At 70.0% G+C, this 16,362-nt stretch carries 10 protein-coding genes; 5 read left to right on the top strand and 5 right to left on the bottom strand.

From position 1 onward, the window contains the following. Positions 1-138: 138 nt before the first annotated feature. The 4 genes from AC07PF_RS05250 to AC07PF_RS05235 are packed head-to-tail and all read left to right on the top strand — an operon-like array spanning position 139 to position 7,782. Complete coding sequence (locus AC07PF_RS05250) at positions 139-4,290, top strand: YhdP family protein (protein WP_494611096.1); 4,152 nt, start codon at positions 139-141, stop codon at positions 4,288-4,290. After that, the gene (locus AC07PF_RS05245) at positions 4,287-5,102 is read left to right on the top strand and encodes a carbon-nitrogen hydrolase family protein (RefSeq protein ID WP_494603890.1); all 816 of its coding nucleotides are present in this window, start codon (positions 4,287-4,289) and stop codon (positions 5,100-5,102) included. Before AC07PF_RS05250 ends, AC07PF_RS05245 begins: the two co-directional genes overlap by 4 nt. Continuing rightward, entirely contained in the window at positions 5,099-7,153 is a 2,055-nt protein-coding gene (locus AC07PF_RS05240; RefSeq protein ID WP_494611095.1) for a two-component system sensor histidine kinase NtrB, read from the top strand. Before AC07PF_RS05245 ends, AC07PF_RS05240 begins: the two co-directional genes overlap by 4 nt. After that, positions 7,153-7,782: a response regulator transcription factor gene (locus AC07PF_RS05235; protein WP_007860375.1), complete on the top strand. Its 630-nt coding sequence runs from the start codon at positions 7,153-7,155 to the stop codon at positions 7,780-7,782. The genes AC07PF_RS05240 and AC07PF_RS05235 overlap by 1 nt, the downstream gene beginning before the upstream one ends. 14 nt (positions 7,783-7,796) lie before the next feature. Here AC07PF_RS05235 and AC07PF_RS05230 read toward each other — a convergent pair whose 3' ends face one another. Continuing rightward, complete coding sequence (locus AC07PF_RS05230; protein WP_007860374.1) at positions 7,797-7,955, bottom strand: hypothetical protein; 159 nt, start codon at positions 7,953-7,955, stop codon at positions 7,797-7,799. Here AC07PF_RS05230 and mltA point away from each other — a divergent pair. Continuing rightward, a complete protein-coding gene (mltA, locus tag AC07PF_RS05225) occupies positions 7,888-9,114 on the top strand; it encodes a murein transglycosylase A (RefSeq protein WP_494611094.1) in 1,227 nt (408 codons plus the stop codon). The two genes, AC07PF_RS05230 and mltA, sit on opposite strands and share 68 nt — an antisense overlap. 168 nt (positions 9,115-9,282) lie before the next feature. Here the strand turns inward: mltA and AC07PF_RS05220 are convergent, their stop codons facing one another. From AC07PF_RS05220 to AC07PF_RS05205, 4 genes are all read right to left on the bottom strand, one after another. Next, entirely contained in the window at positions 9,283-10,986 is a 1,704-nt protein-coding gene (locus tag AC07PF_RS05220) for an MFS transporter (RefSeq protein ID WP_494611093.1), read from the bottom strand. A gap of 89 nt (positions 10,987-11,075) precedes the next feature. Further along, positions 11,076-12,551 (bottom strand): DUF3999 domain-containing protein, encoded by a 1,476-nt coding sequence (locus AC07PF_RS05215; protein WP_494611092.1) that lies wholly within the window; start codon positions 12,549-12,551, stop codon positions 11,076-11,078. After that, entirely contained in the window at positions 12,548-15,466 is a 2,919-nt protein-coding gene (locus AC07PF_RS05210; protein WP_494611091.1) for a DUF2339 domain-containing protein, read from the bottom strand. The genes AC07PF_RS05215 and AC07PF_RS05210 overlap by 4 nt, the downstream gene beginning before the upstream one ends. Before the next feature lie 364 nt (positions 15,467-15,830). After that, the gene (locus tag AC07PF_RS05205; RefSeq protein ID WP_007860363.1) at positions 15,831-16,313 is read right to left on the bottom strand and encodes an Lrp/AsnC family transcriptional regulator; all 483 of its coding nucleotides are present in this window, start codon (positions 16,311-16,313) and stop codon (positions 15,831-15,833) included. Positions 16,314-16,362 lie beyond the last annotated feature (49 nt).

Raw genomic sequence — 16,362 nt, 5'->3', positions numbered from 1 at the left:
CGCACAGGGGTGGGGCAGGAGGTGCCGCAGCCGGCTGCAAGCACGGGGCCATGGCCCGCTGCAAGCAAAAGGACACTGGTTCTCATTGAACCCACAAGGAAACCGCGGGTCATAATTCCTGCCACATTCAATCCCACCATGATCGATCCCACCCCGCACCCCTCACGCCTGCTCAAGACAGTGGCAGGCTTTGCGCGGTGGTCACTGGGGTTGCTGCTTGCCTTCTGGCTGCTGCTGACCATCGCCTGGGGGGCCCTTCATGGCTGGATTGTGCCGCGAATCGGCGAGTTCCGCCCGCAGCTCGAAGCCCATGCCGCACGCGCCCTAGGGGTTCCCGTGCGCATCGGCGCCCTGAGCGCCCGCTCCGAGGGGCTGGTCCCCTCCGTGGAGCTGGTGAATGTGGCGCTGCTGGACAGCGCCGGCCGTGAGGCCCTGCGCCTGCCGCGCGTGGTCGTGGCCCTGTCGCCGCGCTCGCTGCTGAACTTCGGTTTCGAGCAGCTCTATATAGAGAAGCCCGACCTGGACATCCGCCGGGCCAGCGACGGCCGCATCACCGTGGCCGGCCTGGCCATGAAGGACAGCCGCAGCGACAGCAGCAGCGCGGCGGACTGGTTCTTCTCGCAGGGCGAGGTGCTGATCAAGGGCGGCACCCTGCGCTGGACCGACGAGATGCGCAATGCGCCCGAGCTGGCCCTGACCGACGTGGACCTGCTGGTGCGCAACGGCAACTGGAGCCACCGCATGCGCGTGGATGCCACGCCGCCGCCCGACTGGGGCGACCGCTTCACGCTGGTCGGCCTGTTCCGCGCGCCGCTGCTGCGCGCGCGCGACGGCAACTGGCAGCACTGGAACGGCCAGGTCTATGCCGACTTCGCGCGGGTGGACGTGTCCCGGCTGCGCCACCATGCCGACCTGGGGGTGGACGTGGCCCAGGGCCGTGGCGCCCTCCGGGCCTGGGCGGACGTGAAGAGCGGCCAGATCGTCGGCGGCACGGCCGACCTGGCACTGGCCGACGTGAATGCCACCCTGGGCCCGGGGCTGGAGCCGCTGGCGCTGCCCTCCGTCGCCGGGCGCCTGGGCGGGCGGCAGCTCAAGGGCGGCTTCGAATTCTCCACGCAGGGCCTGCAGTTCACCACCGATGACGGCCTGCGCTGGCCCGGGGGCAACGTCCGGCTGGTATACACCGATGCCACCGCCAAGGCCCCCGCGCAGGGCGACTTCCGTGCCGACCGGCTGGAATTGGCCGCCCTGGCGCAGATCGCCAGCCGCCTGCCCCTGGGCGCCACGGCCCACGATGCCGTGCGCCAGTACGCGCCCAAGGGCCTGGTGGACGAGATCCAGGCCACCTGGAAGGGGCCGCTTGGTGCGCTGCAGCAGTACCAGGTGCGCGGCCGCATCCAGGGCCTGGCGCTGGCGGGGGAGCTGGACAACGGCGCGGCGCAGCGCCTGGGCCTGCGTGGTGCCACGGTGGACCTGGACATGACGCAGGGCGGTGGCAAGGCCATGCTCGCCATCGAATCCGGCGCCCTGCTCTTGCCTGGCGTGTTCGAAGACCCCCTGCTGCCGCTGGACCGCCTGAGTGCCGAGGTGCGCTGGCAGCTCGAGGGCGAGCGCATCGCGGTGCAGGCCAACGAGGTGAAGTTCGCCAATGCCGATGCGCAGGGCGAGGCACGCGCGACCTGGCATACCTCCGACCCCGCGAAGGGTCCGAGCCGTTCGCGCTTCCCCGGCGTGCTGGACCTGTCGGGCAAGCTCACGCGGGCCGATGGCACGCGCGTGCACCGCTACCTGCCGCTGTCCGTCGGCGAGGACGCCCGCCACTATGTGCGCGACGCGGTGGTTGCCGGTACCGCCAGCGTGGTCGATTTCAAGGTCCGGGGCGACCTGCATGACATGCCGTTCAACGACCCGCGCCAGGGCGAGTTCCGCATTGCAGCGCGCGTCAAGGATGTGACCTATGCCTTCGTGCCGCCGCAGTTGCACCCGAACGATCCCCTGCGCTGGCCGGCGCTCACGCAGCTGCAGGGTGAGCTGATCTTCGAGCGCTCGTCGATGCAGGTGCGTGGTGCCAGTGGCAGCTTCGCAGGTACGTCCGGCGTGCGCGTGTCGCGGGTGGAGGCCTCCATCCCCGATCTCGCGCACACGGTAGTGGGCGTGAATGCCGACGCCCGTGGACCGCTGTCCGAACTGCTCGGCGTGGTCAACACCTCGCCGCTCTCGCGCCTGACGGGCAATGCCCTGGCGCAGGCCAGCGGCACGGGCCAGGCCGATCTCCAGCTCAAACTGACCCTGCCCATCAGCCACATCGACAAGTCCCGGGTGCAAGGCAGTGTCACCCTGGCCGGCAACGATGTGCGCATCACGCCCGACACGCCGATGCTCGGGCGTGCGCGGGGCTCGGTGCAGTTCAGCGAGACGGGCTTTTCGCTGGTGGGCATGCAGGCCCGGGCCCTGGGCGGCGACGTGAAGCTCGAAGGCGGCATGCGCTCCCTGCCGCCAGGCGCTCCAGCCACCGAGTCGGCCATCCAGCTGCGAGCGCAGGGCGTGGCCACGGCAGAGGGCCTGCAGCAGGCGCCGCAGCTGGGCCTGCTGTCGCAGCTGGCCGGCCGTGCCACGGGCAGCGCGCCCTACACACTGGCACTGGCCTTTCGCCGCGGGGTGCCCGAGGTGCAGGTGACCACCAGCCTGCAGGGGCTGGCGCTGGCACTGCCGGCCCCGCTGGGCAAAACGGCCGAGGCCACCCTGCCGCTGCGCTACGACAACTCGCTGGCGCGCGAATCGCTCACCGGCACGGCGACTGCCGCCGGAGCCCTGCCGCCGCTGCGCGACCAGATCACGCTGGACCTGGGGGCCCTGGGCTCGGCCACCTACCACCGCGACGTGAGCGGCGCCCAGCCCCGCGTGCTGCGCGGGGCCATCGGCGTGGGGCTGGCGCCCGGAGAGACGGCTCCGATGCCGGCCGAGGGTGTGGCGGCCAATGTGCAAATTGCCAGGCTCGACGTCGATGCCTGGGAAGAACTGCTCAGCCCGCCGGCCCGCCCTGCGCCCGGTGCTGCGGCCCGTGTGACCGCCCCGGCAGGCGCCACGCTGGCCAGTACCACGCAGGAATACCTGCCGACGCGGGTGGCCCTGCGCGCCAAGGAGTTGTCGGCCCAGGGGCGCACCCTGCATAACGTGGTGGCCGGCGGGCAGCGCGAAGGCCCGGCGTGGAAGGGCAACATCGACGCGACCGAGCTCAGCGGCTTCGTGGAGTTCCGCGAAGGCGGTGGCGGCGACTCAGGCAATGGGCGGCTGTATGCCCGACTGTCCCGCCTGAACATGCCGCAGAGTGACGCCAACCAGGTCGAGGCACTGCTCGAGGAGCAGCCGACCTCGCTGCCGGCGCTGGACATCGTGGTCGACGATTTCGAGCTGCGTGGCCGCAAGCTCGGCCGGGTGGAGATCGAGGCCCAGAACCGGGGCAGCGAGAGCACGCCGCGCGAGTGGCGCCTGTCCAAGTTCAACATCACCTCGCCCGAGGGCAGCCTGACGGCCAGTGGCAACTGGGCCCTGCTCAACCAGGCGCGGATGGCGGGGAGCGGCGCCGGCGAGCGGCGCACGGTGCTCAATTTCCGGCTCGACATCCGCGATTCGGGCGACCTGCTGGCGCGCTTTGCCATGCCGGGCGTGGTGCGGCGTGGCAAGGGCCGCATGGAAGGCCAGGTGGCCTGGGTGGGCGCGCCCTTCAGTCCCGACTACCGCTCGATGGCAGGCCAGGTCAGCGTGAACATCGAAGCCGGCCAGTTCCTCAAGGCCGACCCGGGCCTGGCCAAGCTGCTCAGCGTGCTCAGCCTGCAGTCGCTGCCGCGCCGCCTGACGCTCGATTTCCGCGATGTCTTCAGCGAAGGCTTTGCGTTCGATTTCGTGCGCGGCGACCTGCGCATCGAGCAGGGCGTGGCCACCACCAACAACCTGCAGATGAAGGGCGTGAACGCCGCCGTGCTCATGGAGGGCAGCGCCGACATCGACCGCGAGACGCAGGACCTGCGCGTGGTGGTGGTGCCCGAGATCAATGCCATGACGGCCTCGCTGGTGGCCACCGCCATCAACCCGGTGATCGGCCTGGGCAGCTTCCTGGCCCAGGTGTTCCTGCGCGGCCCGCTCATCGAGGCGGCGACGCAGGAGTTCCGCATCGATGGCTCCTGGTCCGACCCGCGCGTGGTGCGCGTGCCCCGGCGCACGCGCCTGTCGGGCAACGCGGCAGACACCGGCCCGCCATCCCCCGCCCCCCGAACCGGAGAATCCTCATGAAAGTCGCTGCCCTGCAGATGGTTTCCGGCACCCACCTCGACACCAACCTGGCCGCCGCCCGGGCCCTGCTGGAGCAGGCGGCGCGCGAGGGCGCCGAGCTGGCCGTGCTGCCCGAGTATTTCTGCATCATGGGCCGGCAGGACACGGACAAGCTGGCGCTCAAGGAGTCGCATGGCGAGGGCCCGATCCAGGACTTTTTGGCACGCGCGGCGCGCGAGCTCGACCTGTGGGTCGTGGGTGGAACCCTGCCGCTGCGCGGCAACGATGCCGTGCGCGTGCGCAACACCACGCTGGCCTTCAACCCCGAGGGCGCCTGCGTCGCGCGCTACGACAAGATCCACCTGTTCCACTTCGACAACGGCCAGGACCAGTTCCACGAGAGCCGGGTGATCGAGCCCGGGGACGAGGTCGTGCAGTTCGACCTGCGCTCGCGCGAGGGCGAGCTGTGGCGCGTGGGCCTGAGTGTGTGCTACGACCTGCGCTTTCCCGAGCTGTACCGGGCCCATGCCCAGGCGGGTGCCGACCTGCTGCTGGTGCCCAGTGCCTTCACCCACACCACGGGCCAGGCGCACTGGGAGGTGCTGCTGCGCGCCCGCGCCATCGAGAACCTGGCCTACGTGCTGGCCCCGGCCCAGGGCGGCGCGCACGAGAACGGCCGCCGCACCTGGGGCCACAGCATGCTGGTGGATCCCTGGGGCGGCATTGCGGCGCTGCGTGAGGAAGGCGCCGGCGTCGCCGTGGGCATGCTGGCCAAGGCACGCCTGCGCGAGGTGCGCAGCCAGCTGCCAGCCCTGGGCCACCGCGTGCTGTGAGCAAGCCGCGCAAGACCCTGTGGCAACGCTGGCGTGGCGCCTGGCGGCGCTGGTCGCTGTGGACGCTGCTGGTGGCGCTGGTGGTGGCCATGCTGGTCACCGTGGTCTGGCTGGCCGGGCGCTACGAGGCCAGCCAGGTGCAGAGCCGGCTCGAGCGCGACACGGCCGACGCCGTCTCGGACGTGCGCGTGGCCCTCACGCGCAACCTGCAGAGCCTGCAGGCCCTGCATGCCGATGACCCGGGCGTGCTGGCCTGGGAGGTGAATGCCTCGGAGCTGCTGCGCGGCCACCGCGAGCTGGTGCGGCTGGAATGGCGCGACACCGGCATGCGGCTGCGCTCGCAGGTGCAGACACCCTACCGCCCCGTGTACTGGGACCGGGGCACGCGCGAGAGCGCGCACTCCGACGCCTCGCTGGCCTGTGCCAACGCGCGCCGGCTGAGCGGGCCGGCCTACTCCAGCAGCTACTTCCAGCCCCATGGCGATGGACTGGGCTCGGAGATGATGGAGCTGTGCCTGCCCATCACCTCGGGCGGGCGCAACACCGGTTTCCTGGTAGCCACCTATGCGCTCAACGCCATGCTCGAAGACCTGGTGGGGCACGGACTCACGCGCAGCCAGGAGGCCTCCTTCACCGAGGCCGATGGCACGCGCCTGGCGGTGCTGGGCGCGGCGCGGCGCGGCTCGCGCATGTTCACCGCCACGCACCTGCTGGACCTGCCCGGCGCCACCCTGGTGCTGCGCATGGACACCTGGCACAGTGCCCCGAGCCTGTTCCCGAACGTGCTCACGGCGCTGGTCACGGCCATGTCCATCGCGCTGGTCACGGTGATGGTGGTGCTGGTGCGCGACAACCGCCGGCGCCTGCGTGCCGAGCGCGATCTGGGCGATGCGCTGGCATTCCGCAAGGCCATGGAGGACTCGCTGGTCACCGGGCTGCGCGCGCGTGACTTGGAGGGCCGTATCACCTACGTCAACCCGGCGTTCTGCGACATGGTGGGCTTCACGCCGCAGGAGCTGCTGGGTCTGAGCGCGTCGGCCCCCTACTGGCCGCCCGAGCGCGTGGAGGAGTACCAGCAGCGCCAGGCCATCCGCTTTGCCGGCTACATGCCCCCGCGCGAAGGCTTCGAGTCGGAATTCATGCGCAAGGACGGCACGCGCTTTCCCGTGCTCATCATCGAGGCGCCGCTGATCAATGCCCAGGGACTGCACACCGGGTGGATGAGCGCCTTCCTGGACATGAGCGAGCAGCGCCGCATCGAGGAACTCTCGCGCGCCTCACAGGAGCGCCTGCAGGCCACCGCGCGCCTGGCCACCGTGGGCGAGATGGCCTCGCTGCTCAGCCACGAGCTCAACCAGCCGCTGGCCGCGATCTCGAGCTATGCCACGGGCTCCCTGAACCTGCTGGAGACACCTGCTGGCGCGGGCGATCTGCCGCCGCCCGAGAGCCTGCAGGACGTGCGCATGGCCATGCAGCAGATCGGGCGGCAGGCCGAGCGTGCCGGCAAGGTGATCAAGAGCGTGCACGACTTCGTGCGCCGCCGCGACCAGGCGCGCGAGGCCGTCACCGCGCAGCAATTGCTTGACGCCATCATGCCGCTGGTGAGCCTGCAGGCGCGCAAGATCGGTGTGCGCGTGCACACCCTGGTGGAGCCGGACCTGCCGGCCGCGCTGTGCGACCGCACCATGGTCGAGCAGGTGCTGCTCAACCTGGCGCGCAATGCCATGCAGGCCATGGACGTGCCGGGCATCTCCAAGCGCGTGCTGGAGATCCGTGCGCGCCGTGCGGCATCGAACGCGCACCAGGCCTGGATCGAGTTTGCCGTGGCCGACCTGGGCGCCGGCATCGAGCCCGAGGTGGCCGAGCGCCTGTTCACCCCCTTCTTCACCACGCGGGCAGAGGGCATGGGGCTGGGCCTGAGCCTGTGCCGCACCGTCATCGAGCAGCATGGCGGTTTCCTCGGTTTTGCGGCCAACGAACCGCGTGGTACGGTATTCACCTTCACGCTGCCCGTCCACCAACCTCCTGCCTCTTCTTCTACCGCCTCCTGATGGAACCCGTCTCCAATGCCACCGTGTACATCGTCGATGACGATGCGGGCGTGCGCGAAGCACTGGCCTGGCTGCTGCGCTCGCGCCGCCTGCCCAGCGAGTCCTTCGACAGCGCCGAAGCCTTCGATGCCGCGCTGCAGTCGCGCCCGGCGCAGCGCCATCCGTGCTGCCTGCTGCTGGACGTGCGCATGCCGGGCATGAGCGGCCTGGCGCTGTTCGATTTGCTGATCGTGCGCGGCGACCTGGCGACCATGCCGGTGATCTTTCTCACCGGCCACGCCGATGTGCCCACGGCCGTGGATGCGGTCAAGCGCGGCGCCTTCGACTTCTGCGAGAAGCCGTTCTCCGACAATGCGCTGGTGGACCGCATCGAGCAGGCGCTGGCGAAATCGGCCGCCCACCTGGCCACCCTGCGCGAGCGCAGCGACCTGCAGGTGCGCCTGGCCGACCTGACCGAGCGCGAGCGCGACGTGATGGACCTGGTGGTCGCGGGCCTGCCCAACAAGCTGATTGCCGACCAGCTCGACATCAGCGTGCGCACGGTGGAGGTGCACCGCGCGCGGGTGTTCGACAAGATGCAGGTGAAGTCGGCCGTGGAGCTGGCCAACCTGCTGCGCCTGGGGCATTGAGCCCCGCGCTCGGTTCAGTCCTTGCGCGCCGGGGTGTCTGCCTTCTTGCCTTCTTCTCCCTCCGGTTCGGGGGCCTTGAGCTCGCCGCCACGGCGCCCCGAAAACATGGTCCACCAGACAATGGCCACCAGCACCACCAGCGCGAGCAGCGCTTCAAGCAAAATCAGCCCCATGAAATTGACACTCCTGCGCCTTGTGATGACGGCGCTGATTGTAGGAACGCTGGCCGCCTGCTCCACCGCACCCGCCCCAAGTCCCTCCCGTCCCCCGGCCATAGCCCCTGCGCCCGTGCCGGGCGCCGTGTTCGTCCCCGGGGACAACGGCCCGTTGCCGTCCGCCATGGCCCAGCCCAAGAGCCGCTGGATCCCGGTGCGCTGGGCCGAACTGCCGGGCTTTGCCAACGACGCGCTGCACGAGGCCTGGAACGCCTGGATCAAGAGCTGCGAGCGCCCGGCACCGCAGTTCACGCTGCTGTGCGGTGAGGTGCGCCAGCTGAGCATCGCCACGCCCGAGGAGCAGCGCGCCTGGATGGTGGCGCGCCTGCAACCCTACCGCGTGGAGTCGCCCGAGGGCAACCCCGAGGGCCTGCTCACGGCCTACTACGAGCCCATGATCGATGCCGCGCGCCAGCCCGGCAACGGCTTCACCGTGCCGGTGTACCGGCTGCCGGCCGGGCATGGTGCGCGCAAGCCCTGGTACACGCGCCAGCAGATCGACACCCTGCCCGAGGCGCAGGCCGCGCTGCAGGGGCGTGCCATCGCCTGGCTGCGCGATCCGGTCGAATCGATGGTGCTGCACATCCAGGGCTCGGGCCGTCTGCGCGTGGCCGAGCCCGACGGCTCGGTCACGCTGGTGCGCGTGGCCTATGCCGGCACCAACGACCAGCCCTACCAGAGCGTGGGCCGCTGGCTGCTGGACCAGGGCGCCACGCGCGATGCCACCTGGCCCGGCATCCGTGCCTGGCTGGCGCAGAACCCGCAGCGCACCAATGAGCTGCTGTGGGCCAATCCGCGCTACGTGTTCTTCCGCGAAGAGGCGCTCGACGGCATGGAGGCCGGCTTCGGTCCCAAGGGCGCGCAGGGCGTGGCGCTCACGCCGGGCCGCTCGATCGCGGTGGACCGCCAGAGCATTCCCTACGGCACGCCGGTGTGGCTGGCCTCCACCGGGCCGCAGGTGCAGCTGAGCCGGCTGGTGCTGGCCCAGGACACGGGCAGCGCCATCCTGGGCGCCGTGCGGGCCGACTACTTCACGGGCTGGGGCCAGGAGGCGGGCGACATTGCCGGCCGGCTCAAGCAGGGCCTGCGCCTGTGGGTGCTCTGGCCGAGGCAGTAAGCACCCCCTGAGTCGCTTCGCGCCTTCACCCCTCTCTCGTCTCGCTGCGCGAGTCGGGAGGGGGACGCCCCCAGCGCAAGCGCTGGATACGCCGCCTTCGCGGCGGGGCGGCCCTTGCGCGGGGGCACTGGCTTGGAGCGCGCCAGTTTTGACGGTTGTGGGCGGGGCTCAGCGCTCCACCACGAAGCGAGAGACCACGGGGGGGGCGTCGCCGAGGTGGAAGGCCAGCTTGCGTTCGCGCAGGGCGACGTCGGAGGCGGTGACGCGGTCGAAGCGGCGCAGGTGCTCGGTCCAGGATTCGTCCTCGATCTGCTCCACATAGCGTGCCGGGTCGGCGATGTCGTGCTGCAGCTGCCACGAGAGAGCGCCCTGGCGCAGGCGGCTGCGGCGGCTTTCCTGCATCAGCGCGCGGAAGTCGGTGGCGCGCGCGGGGTCGATGACGTACTCGATGGTGACCACCACATGCCCGCGTTCGGGCGGGGTGGGCGCGACGGGGGCCTTGAAGGCCTGGGACGGGCTCAGGTCTTCCTCGATGCTGCGGTCGGCCACCAGGCGCTGCACGACCACCATGGCAATGGTGCCCGTGACGGCGGCCAGCGCGAGGCTGGTGTGCACGCTGGTGAGCGTGGCCACCTGGCCCCACACCGCAGCGCCCAGGGCGGTGGAGCCCATGATGGCCATCTGGTAGATGGACATGCCGCGCGCGCGCACCCAGTTGGGCAGCGCCAGCTGGGCCGACACGCTGAGCGAGTTGGCCGTGGTGATCCAGGCCATGCCGCCCACGACCATCGCGGGCACGGCCACGTAGACATTGGGCGCCACGGCCATCACGCCGGTGGCGGCCGCCTGCAGCAGGGTGCCGCGCAGCACCAGCACATCGCGCGGCATGGCCTGGCGCAGGCGCGGCAGGAACATCGCCGCCACGATGGCGCCCGCCCCCATGGAGGCCAGCAGCAGCGTGAAGGTGCCGGCGCCGCCGCCCTCCAGGCCCTTGGCCAGCAGCGGCAGCATGGCCAGCAGGGCGGTGGCGTGCAGGAAGAAGATGGAGATGCGCCAGAGCACGGCACGCATGCGCGGCGACTGGCGCACGAACTGCAGGCCCACGCGCATGGCGCTGGGCAGGCGCTCGCGGCCCAGGGGGCTGGGCACATGGTCGCGCTTCCAGCGCATGATCACAAGGCCCGAGCCCACCGACAGCACGGCGTTGAGCACGAAGACCCAGGCGCTGCCGGCGCTGGCGATGATGGCGCCGGCCAGCAGCGGCCCGATGATGCGCGAGGCGTTCATGGCCACGCCGTTGAGCGCCAGGGCCGCGGGCAGGTGGGCGCGGCTGACCAGCTCGGGCACGATGGCGGAAAACACCGGCCAGCGCATGGCCAGCCCGATGCCGTTGGCGAAGGTCAGTGCCAGCAGCAGCGGCGCCGTCATGCCGCCGGCCAGCACCGTCGCGCACAGCACCAGCGCCACGGCGGCCACCCAGAACTGCGTGGCCATGAAGTAGCGGCGCCGGTCCAGGATGTCGGCCAGCGCGCCGCTGGGCAGGCCCAGCAGGAACACCGGCAGGGTGGATGCCGACTGCACCAGCGCCACCAGGATGGGCGAGGTGGTGAGCGAGGTCATCAGCCAGGCGGCCGCCACGTCGTTCATCCACATGCAGGTATTGGCCGCCACCCAGGTCAGCCAGAGCATGCGAAACACGGGCACCGAGAGCGGCGCCAGGGTGGACAGCGAGGCCCGCTGCTCGGAGGTCGGACCGGGCTGGGCGGCCGTGGTTTCTTCCGTGGTTCCCTGCGCGGCTTCAGCCCTCGCGCTGGTGGGGGCGGATTCGGGCGCGACGCTGCGGGTGCTTTCGTGGGACGGCAATGGTGGCATGTCTGCACATTGTGCGACGGTTGGAGTGGTCGTGGCCGGTCAGCGCCAAATAGCCGACTGCAGGCCTGTCCCTTCCCCCCAGTACTCCTTCACACCGCATCGGTGGGCTCAGCCGGTGCGTGGTTGCCCGCCCGCCTGGTCTGCCGCAGCAGCAGCCAAGCCATGAGCGCCAGCGCCCCCACGCCCGCCAGCAGCACGCCCCACAGCACGGCACTGCGCGTGGAGATGCCGCCGCTGGCGGCCGCAGCAGGCACCCGCGCGCTGTCTTCGGGCTTGCCACCGGTGATGTCGGCCCGGGCCACATCGGCCAGCGCCATGGGCAACTGGTCCTCCTGAGCGGGCTGGTAGCCCGGCACCAGGCTGGCCAGGGGCAGGAAGGCACTCGTCGCCGCGCTGGCGCCGGGCAGCCCAGCCGCCAGTGTGAAGGGCCCTTGCCCGCTGGCCAGGAACACCAGCTGCGCGGGCTCGAATTGCAGCGCCATCTCGGGCGCGGCGGCAAAGCCGGGGGTCTTGGGGTCGGCTTCGATCTTGATCTCGCGCACCGAGGCGCCGCCCAGCTCGATGGGGCCGCTGGCCTGCTCCTTGCCTTCCATGGTCATCGTGTAGACCACCGCGCTCGCCAGCGGCGACCAGGGCTGCTCGCGGTGGTTGCGGCCCAGCACGCGCACAGGGATCAGCACATTGTTGCCGGGCGGCTTGATCTGGAGCGCGGCGACTGGCGTAGCAAACGGCAGCGCAAACACCAGCTCGCGTGGGTTGTTGCCCAGTGGCGGCACCGCCATGCTGGCGCTGACGCGCTCGCGCGGGCCCGTTTTGGTCGAGGTAGCCAGCTTGACACCGCGCAAGGTCACGGCAGCGTCGCCCCAGGTCACGCGCAGGTAGTGGTCCTTGAGGTCGGCGCGCTGCAGGTCGATCTGCTCGCTGCCCAGGCGGCCTGGTGCCGTGGGTGCCATCGCAGCGTCGGCACGGTACAGCACGGTCTCGGCCAGTGGATGCCAGTGCTTGAGGTCCTTGCTGGCCTGCACCTGGAACGTCACGGGTTGGCCTGCTGGCAGATCCGCGTCCAGAGCCATGCGGGCCACGGGCAGTTGCACATCGCGCGCGTCGAGCAACGCGCCCCGCACGATTTGTGTGGCTGCAGGACCTGCAGTGCCGGCCCTGTCGATCTGCACCACGCGCTGGCCCTGGCGCTCCTCGATGCGCAGCGACAGGCCTTCCAGCCCTGCCGTCCCCGCGCTGGCAGCGCCCAGGATGGGATAAGCGGGCAAGGTCACCGACTCCTCGGGGGCGCTGGCCGCCGCCACACCGGTCAGTGCCATGGGCACGGGCTGGCCCAGGCCGTTGAAAAGGCGCAGGTCGGCGTAGCCCGGGCTTTGCAGGCGCACCAGCACCTCGGCGGGCAGCAGGATGCGCTGCAGCGGCGCATCGGCCGCAAGCGTCACGGGAATGCGAATGGCGTAGGCCGCAGGCTTGCTGGCATCGGTCACCGCGTGGGCCGCACCGGCACACAGGGACAGGGCGGCAGCGGCCAGCGCCAGGGGCAGGTTCAGAGCGACAGGCTTCATGGGTGTGCTTCTTGTTGCGATGGCGCCAGCGGCGGCGCAGCAGGCTCCGCGAGGGCAGCCGCCTTGGGCGGCAACGGCGCGAAGTAGCCCACCACCAGCATGAGCACACCCACGGCGATGAAGGCAATGATGCGTTCGGCACCGCCGGCATTGGACAGGTCGATCAGCAGCAGCTTGACCACCACCCCGCCGAGCAGGCCCGCGCCCACCAGCCACAGCGGCCGCTGCACGCGCCGGTGCGCCAGCACCATCATGCTGAGCGCCAGCAGCGTCCACAGGATGGCGTAACCGGTCTGCACCACGAAGCTGTCGAACAGCGCCGACGCATCCCAGCGCACGCCGAAGAAGTGGTGGGCCACACGCAACCACACGGTGTTGATCACGATGAACGCCAGCAGCGCCAACGCCAGCAGCGCATGGCGCCCGGTGATCCAGCCCGAGCGGGCCGGGAGCGGTAGCGCCGAAAGCAGTACCCGCCGCCAGAACACCAGGCCGCCCAACGCGAGCGCGAGCGTCAGGTCGGTGGGGTTGAGCAGTGGAATGTAGGGCAGCGGCGCGGTGTGGCCTGACGAATGCACTGCCGCCAACAGCGCGCCCCAGAACACCATCACCGCCAGGGGCAGGGCCGCCAGCCAGTAGTAGGCCTCGGCATGCGGGTTGAGCGGCCAAGGCAGCGCTGCACGCGCTGCCAGCCGGTTGCCACGACCCGCCCACAGCGCCAGCAGCATCAACACCGCAATGGCGCTGACCAGCAGGACCACACCGGCCCAAGAGGTACGCCACAGCTCAGCCTTGCCGATGCCGGACCACAGGCAGTCGGCCAGCAGCAAAGTCACCAGCCACGCTGTGGCGGCATGGAACCAGCCAACAAGCGGAGTGGGCGCACCCGGCTTGCCATCCACATCGGCCGCCACCTGCAGGCGGTCCGTCTGCCGCAGCATCCACACATGCAGCGCCAGCACGACGGGCCACACGGCCCAGGCCGGGGTGGCGAGCACACGGTAGCCGTCGGTCACCTGCACGACCAACCCCAGCGCCAGCACGGCAATGGTGCCGCGCGCCGGCCAGGTAGCCACTGCCCAGCGCGTGCGAAGGCCCAGCACCATCGACAGCGCGGCGCTGAGCACGACGGCCAGCATGGCCAGCAGCCCGGTCACCTGTTCGGAGAACACCGACGTGGGCCACTGGCCCGCTTCCAGGCCGGGCACACGCCGCGTGATTTCCATGAGCCAGGCCAGGCACCAGAACACAAAGCCGTGGAGATAGGCCGGGTTGGACAGCCGCGCCTCAACACCCGCATAACCCCGGGCCCAGGCTGAGCCGCTGTGCGGCAGCGGCTGGCGCAGCCACCAGGCCAGCAGCAGCGAGGGCAGCGCGATCAGTAACGCGCCCAGGAAGGCAGGGTTGACCAGCGGCAGCGGCGAGATGCTGGAGGTGCTGCCCAGGAACGCCAGCATGGCCACGACCTGCAGCACAAGCCCGAAGGCGCGCGGCATCCAGCGGGCCTGGCGCATGCCGACCCAGAAAGCGCCTGCGCCTTCGAGCGCCCAGACCGCAGATGTCCATTGAGCGTCCAGCGCCAGCGGCACGGCAAGTGTGGCAAAGCCCACGCCAACGGCAATGAAACATTCGACGAGCAGGCGCCAGCTGTCCAGCGCGCGGCGCGCCAACACTGTCGCTGTCACCAGGTACAGCGCGGCAAAGGCCATTGCGGAGAAGGCGGCGCCCAGCTCAAAAGGCTGTACCAGCCCGGCCTGCAGACCAAAACCCACCAGCGGCGTGCCGAAGACCAGCATGGTGTCGACGGCATTGCCCAGCTTGGTGGGTGTGTTGCGGGCATAGAGGATGGCAGCACAAAGGTAGATCAGCACAAAGCCCGCAAGGAAGGGCTGCGTGCTGGCGTAGTTCTCGGGCTGGTACTTGAGCGCACCCCATGCCGAGGCGACGCCAAAGGTGGCGACAAAGCCCACCACGTTGAGCATGCGCCAGGAGCGCTTGTGGGCAATGAAGAGAATGGCCAGGTTCAGCAGGGTGTAGTAGCTGAACAGGCCCACATGACTGCCCTGACCCGTGGACAGCAGGATGGGTGCGGCAAAGCCACCGGCAAACGCAGCCACGGCAAGTGCGCGCGAGTCCTGCAGCAGCGCCAGCGCGCAGCTGGCGGCGCAGACCGCGATCATCAGACCGAAGGCATAAAGCGGTGGCAGCAGCCCGTAGAGCCGGAAGGCGGCGAACACGGTGAGGTACATGACCGCCACGCCACAGCCCTGCAGGGCCAGCGCAAAAGCGGGCTTGTCAGCGCGCTTGCGGAAGCCCACCACCAGCAGCGCAATGCCCACCGCCGCGACTGCAGCCAGGCGGAATTCGACCGGCAACAGCCCGGCCGAAGCGGCATACCGCGCAAGGAAGGACAGGCCAATGAACAAAATCACCAGGCCTACCCGCACGATGGTGTTGCCGCCCAGCAACCAGTTCCTGGCGGCAAGCACGGCCTGCTCCAAGGGGTTGGGTGGGGCGGGCTGGCGAAGTACATCGGGGCCGGGAGGCACCGAAGCCGACGAGGTGGAGGCCGAGGTCGGGACGGGCGGCAGGCCGTGCGGCGTGAGTTCGCCAGTCCAGAACGGATCGTCAGCGTCTGGGCGTTTGTCCAGGGTCACCGGCGGGGGCGGCGGTGAGGGCGAGGCCACCTGTGCCCGGTCTTCGGCCGTGGGCGCCGCGTGCGCCGCCGCAGCGGGCGGGGCGACAGCCTTCGCGGCCTGCGCCTGCAACTCGGTACGGATAGCGGAGCGCACCGCCCAGCGCAACGACAGCCCGGCAAAGAAGCCCAGGATGGCGCCGACGAACGGTCCGAAATCGCCATGGCCGCCAAACCAGGAACCCAGCACCGCGCCCCAAAAAATGCCCCAGATGATCATGCCGCTCGCTCCCTCTTTGGGACTTCCTTCGACAGGCCGCCGGCCTGTACCAAAGAAGCCATCGTATTTTTAGCCCCACCGGCCAACGCGCAACCCCTGAGCATTGCGACAAAGCACCCCGGTCGTGGAGAGGGTGCGCGCGGCAGCTGGGTGGTTCCGCGGTGGTTGTGCTGTGGCGTCGCAGGCTTATACAGCACACCCTGTGGTGAGTCCACGCCCGAACGCCTTGTTACCTTGCAGGGGGTCGGGCATCGGGCATCGTCCCAGCCGCTGTGCGCAGCGGCGTGTCAGCGCCGATATCCGGCCAAAATAGGCCCTGGCGCATGTCCATAAAACGCAAATTGCTACAAAATAAGTAGCGTCATCATCTCGTCCGGGCCAGGTGCGTGAGCGGCAGTGCCCCGCTGGCCTTGACTTCGCCGAGCGAAAAGCTGGTGTGCATGTCTTTCACGTTCGGCAGGTTGAGCAGCACATTGCGTGCGAACTGCGAAAAGCTCTCCAGGTCACGCGCCACTACCTGCAGCTCGAAGGTGCCGGTGCCGCTGATGTAGTGGCAGGCCACGACCTCCGGGATCTTGGCGATCGCGTCCTCCATCTCGCGCGTGAGGTTGCCGGTGCTGCGGTCGGCGTCGAGCCGCACGAAGGCCAGCACCCCCAGGCCGATCTTGTTGCGGTCGATCTCGGCGCGGTAGCCCTTGATGAAGCCCTCTTCTTCCAGCGCGCGCACGCGGCGCCAGCAGGGCGCGGCCGACAGGCCCACGCGCTGGGCCAGCTCGGCATTGGTCAGACGGGCATCGGTCTGCAGCTCGTTGAGGATGGCAATGTCGAATTTGTCGAGAGTGTTCACAAAATGGCCATATCAAGAAAGATCCTTTCTCAGAATAGCCCAAACACGG

It is taken from the genome of Acidovorax sp. GW821-FHT10A04 (assembly GCF_059415825.1).
Note: the sequence above shows the minus strand (reverse complement) of the source record. Positions and strands in the feature narration are given on the sequence as shown.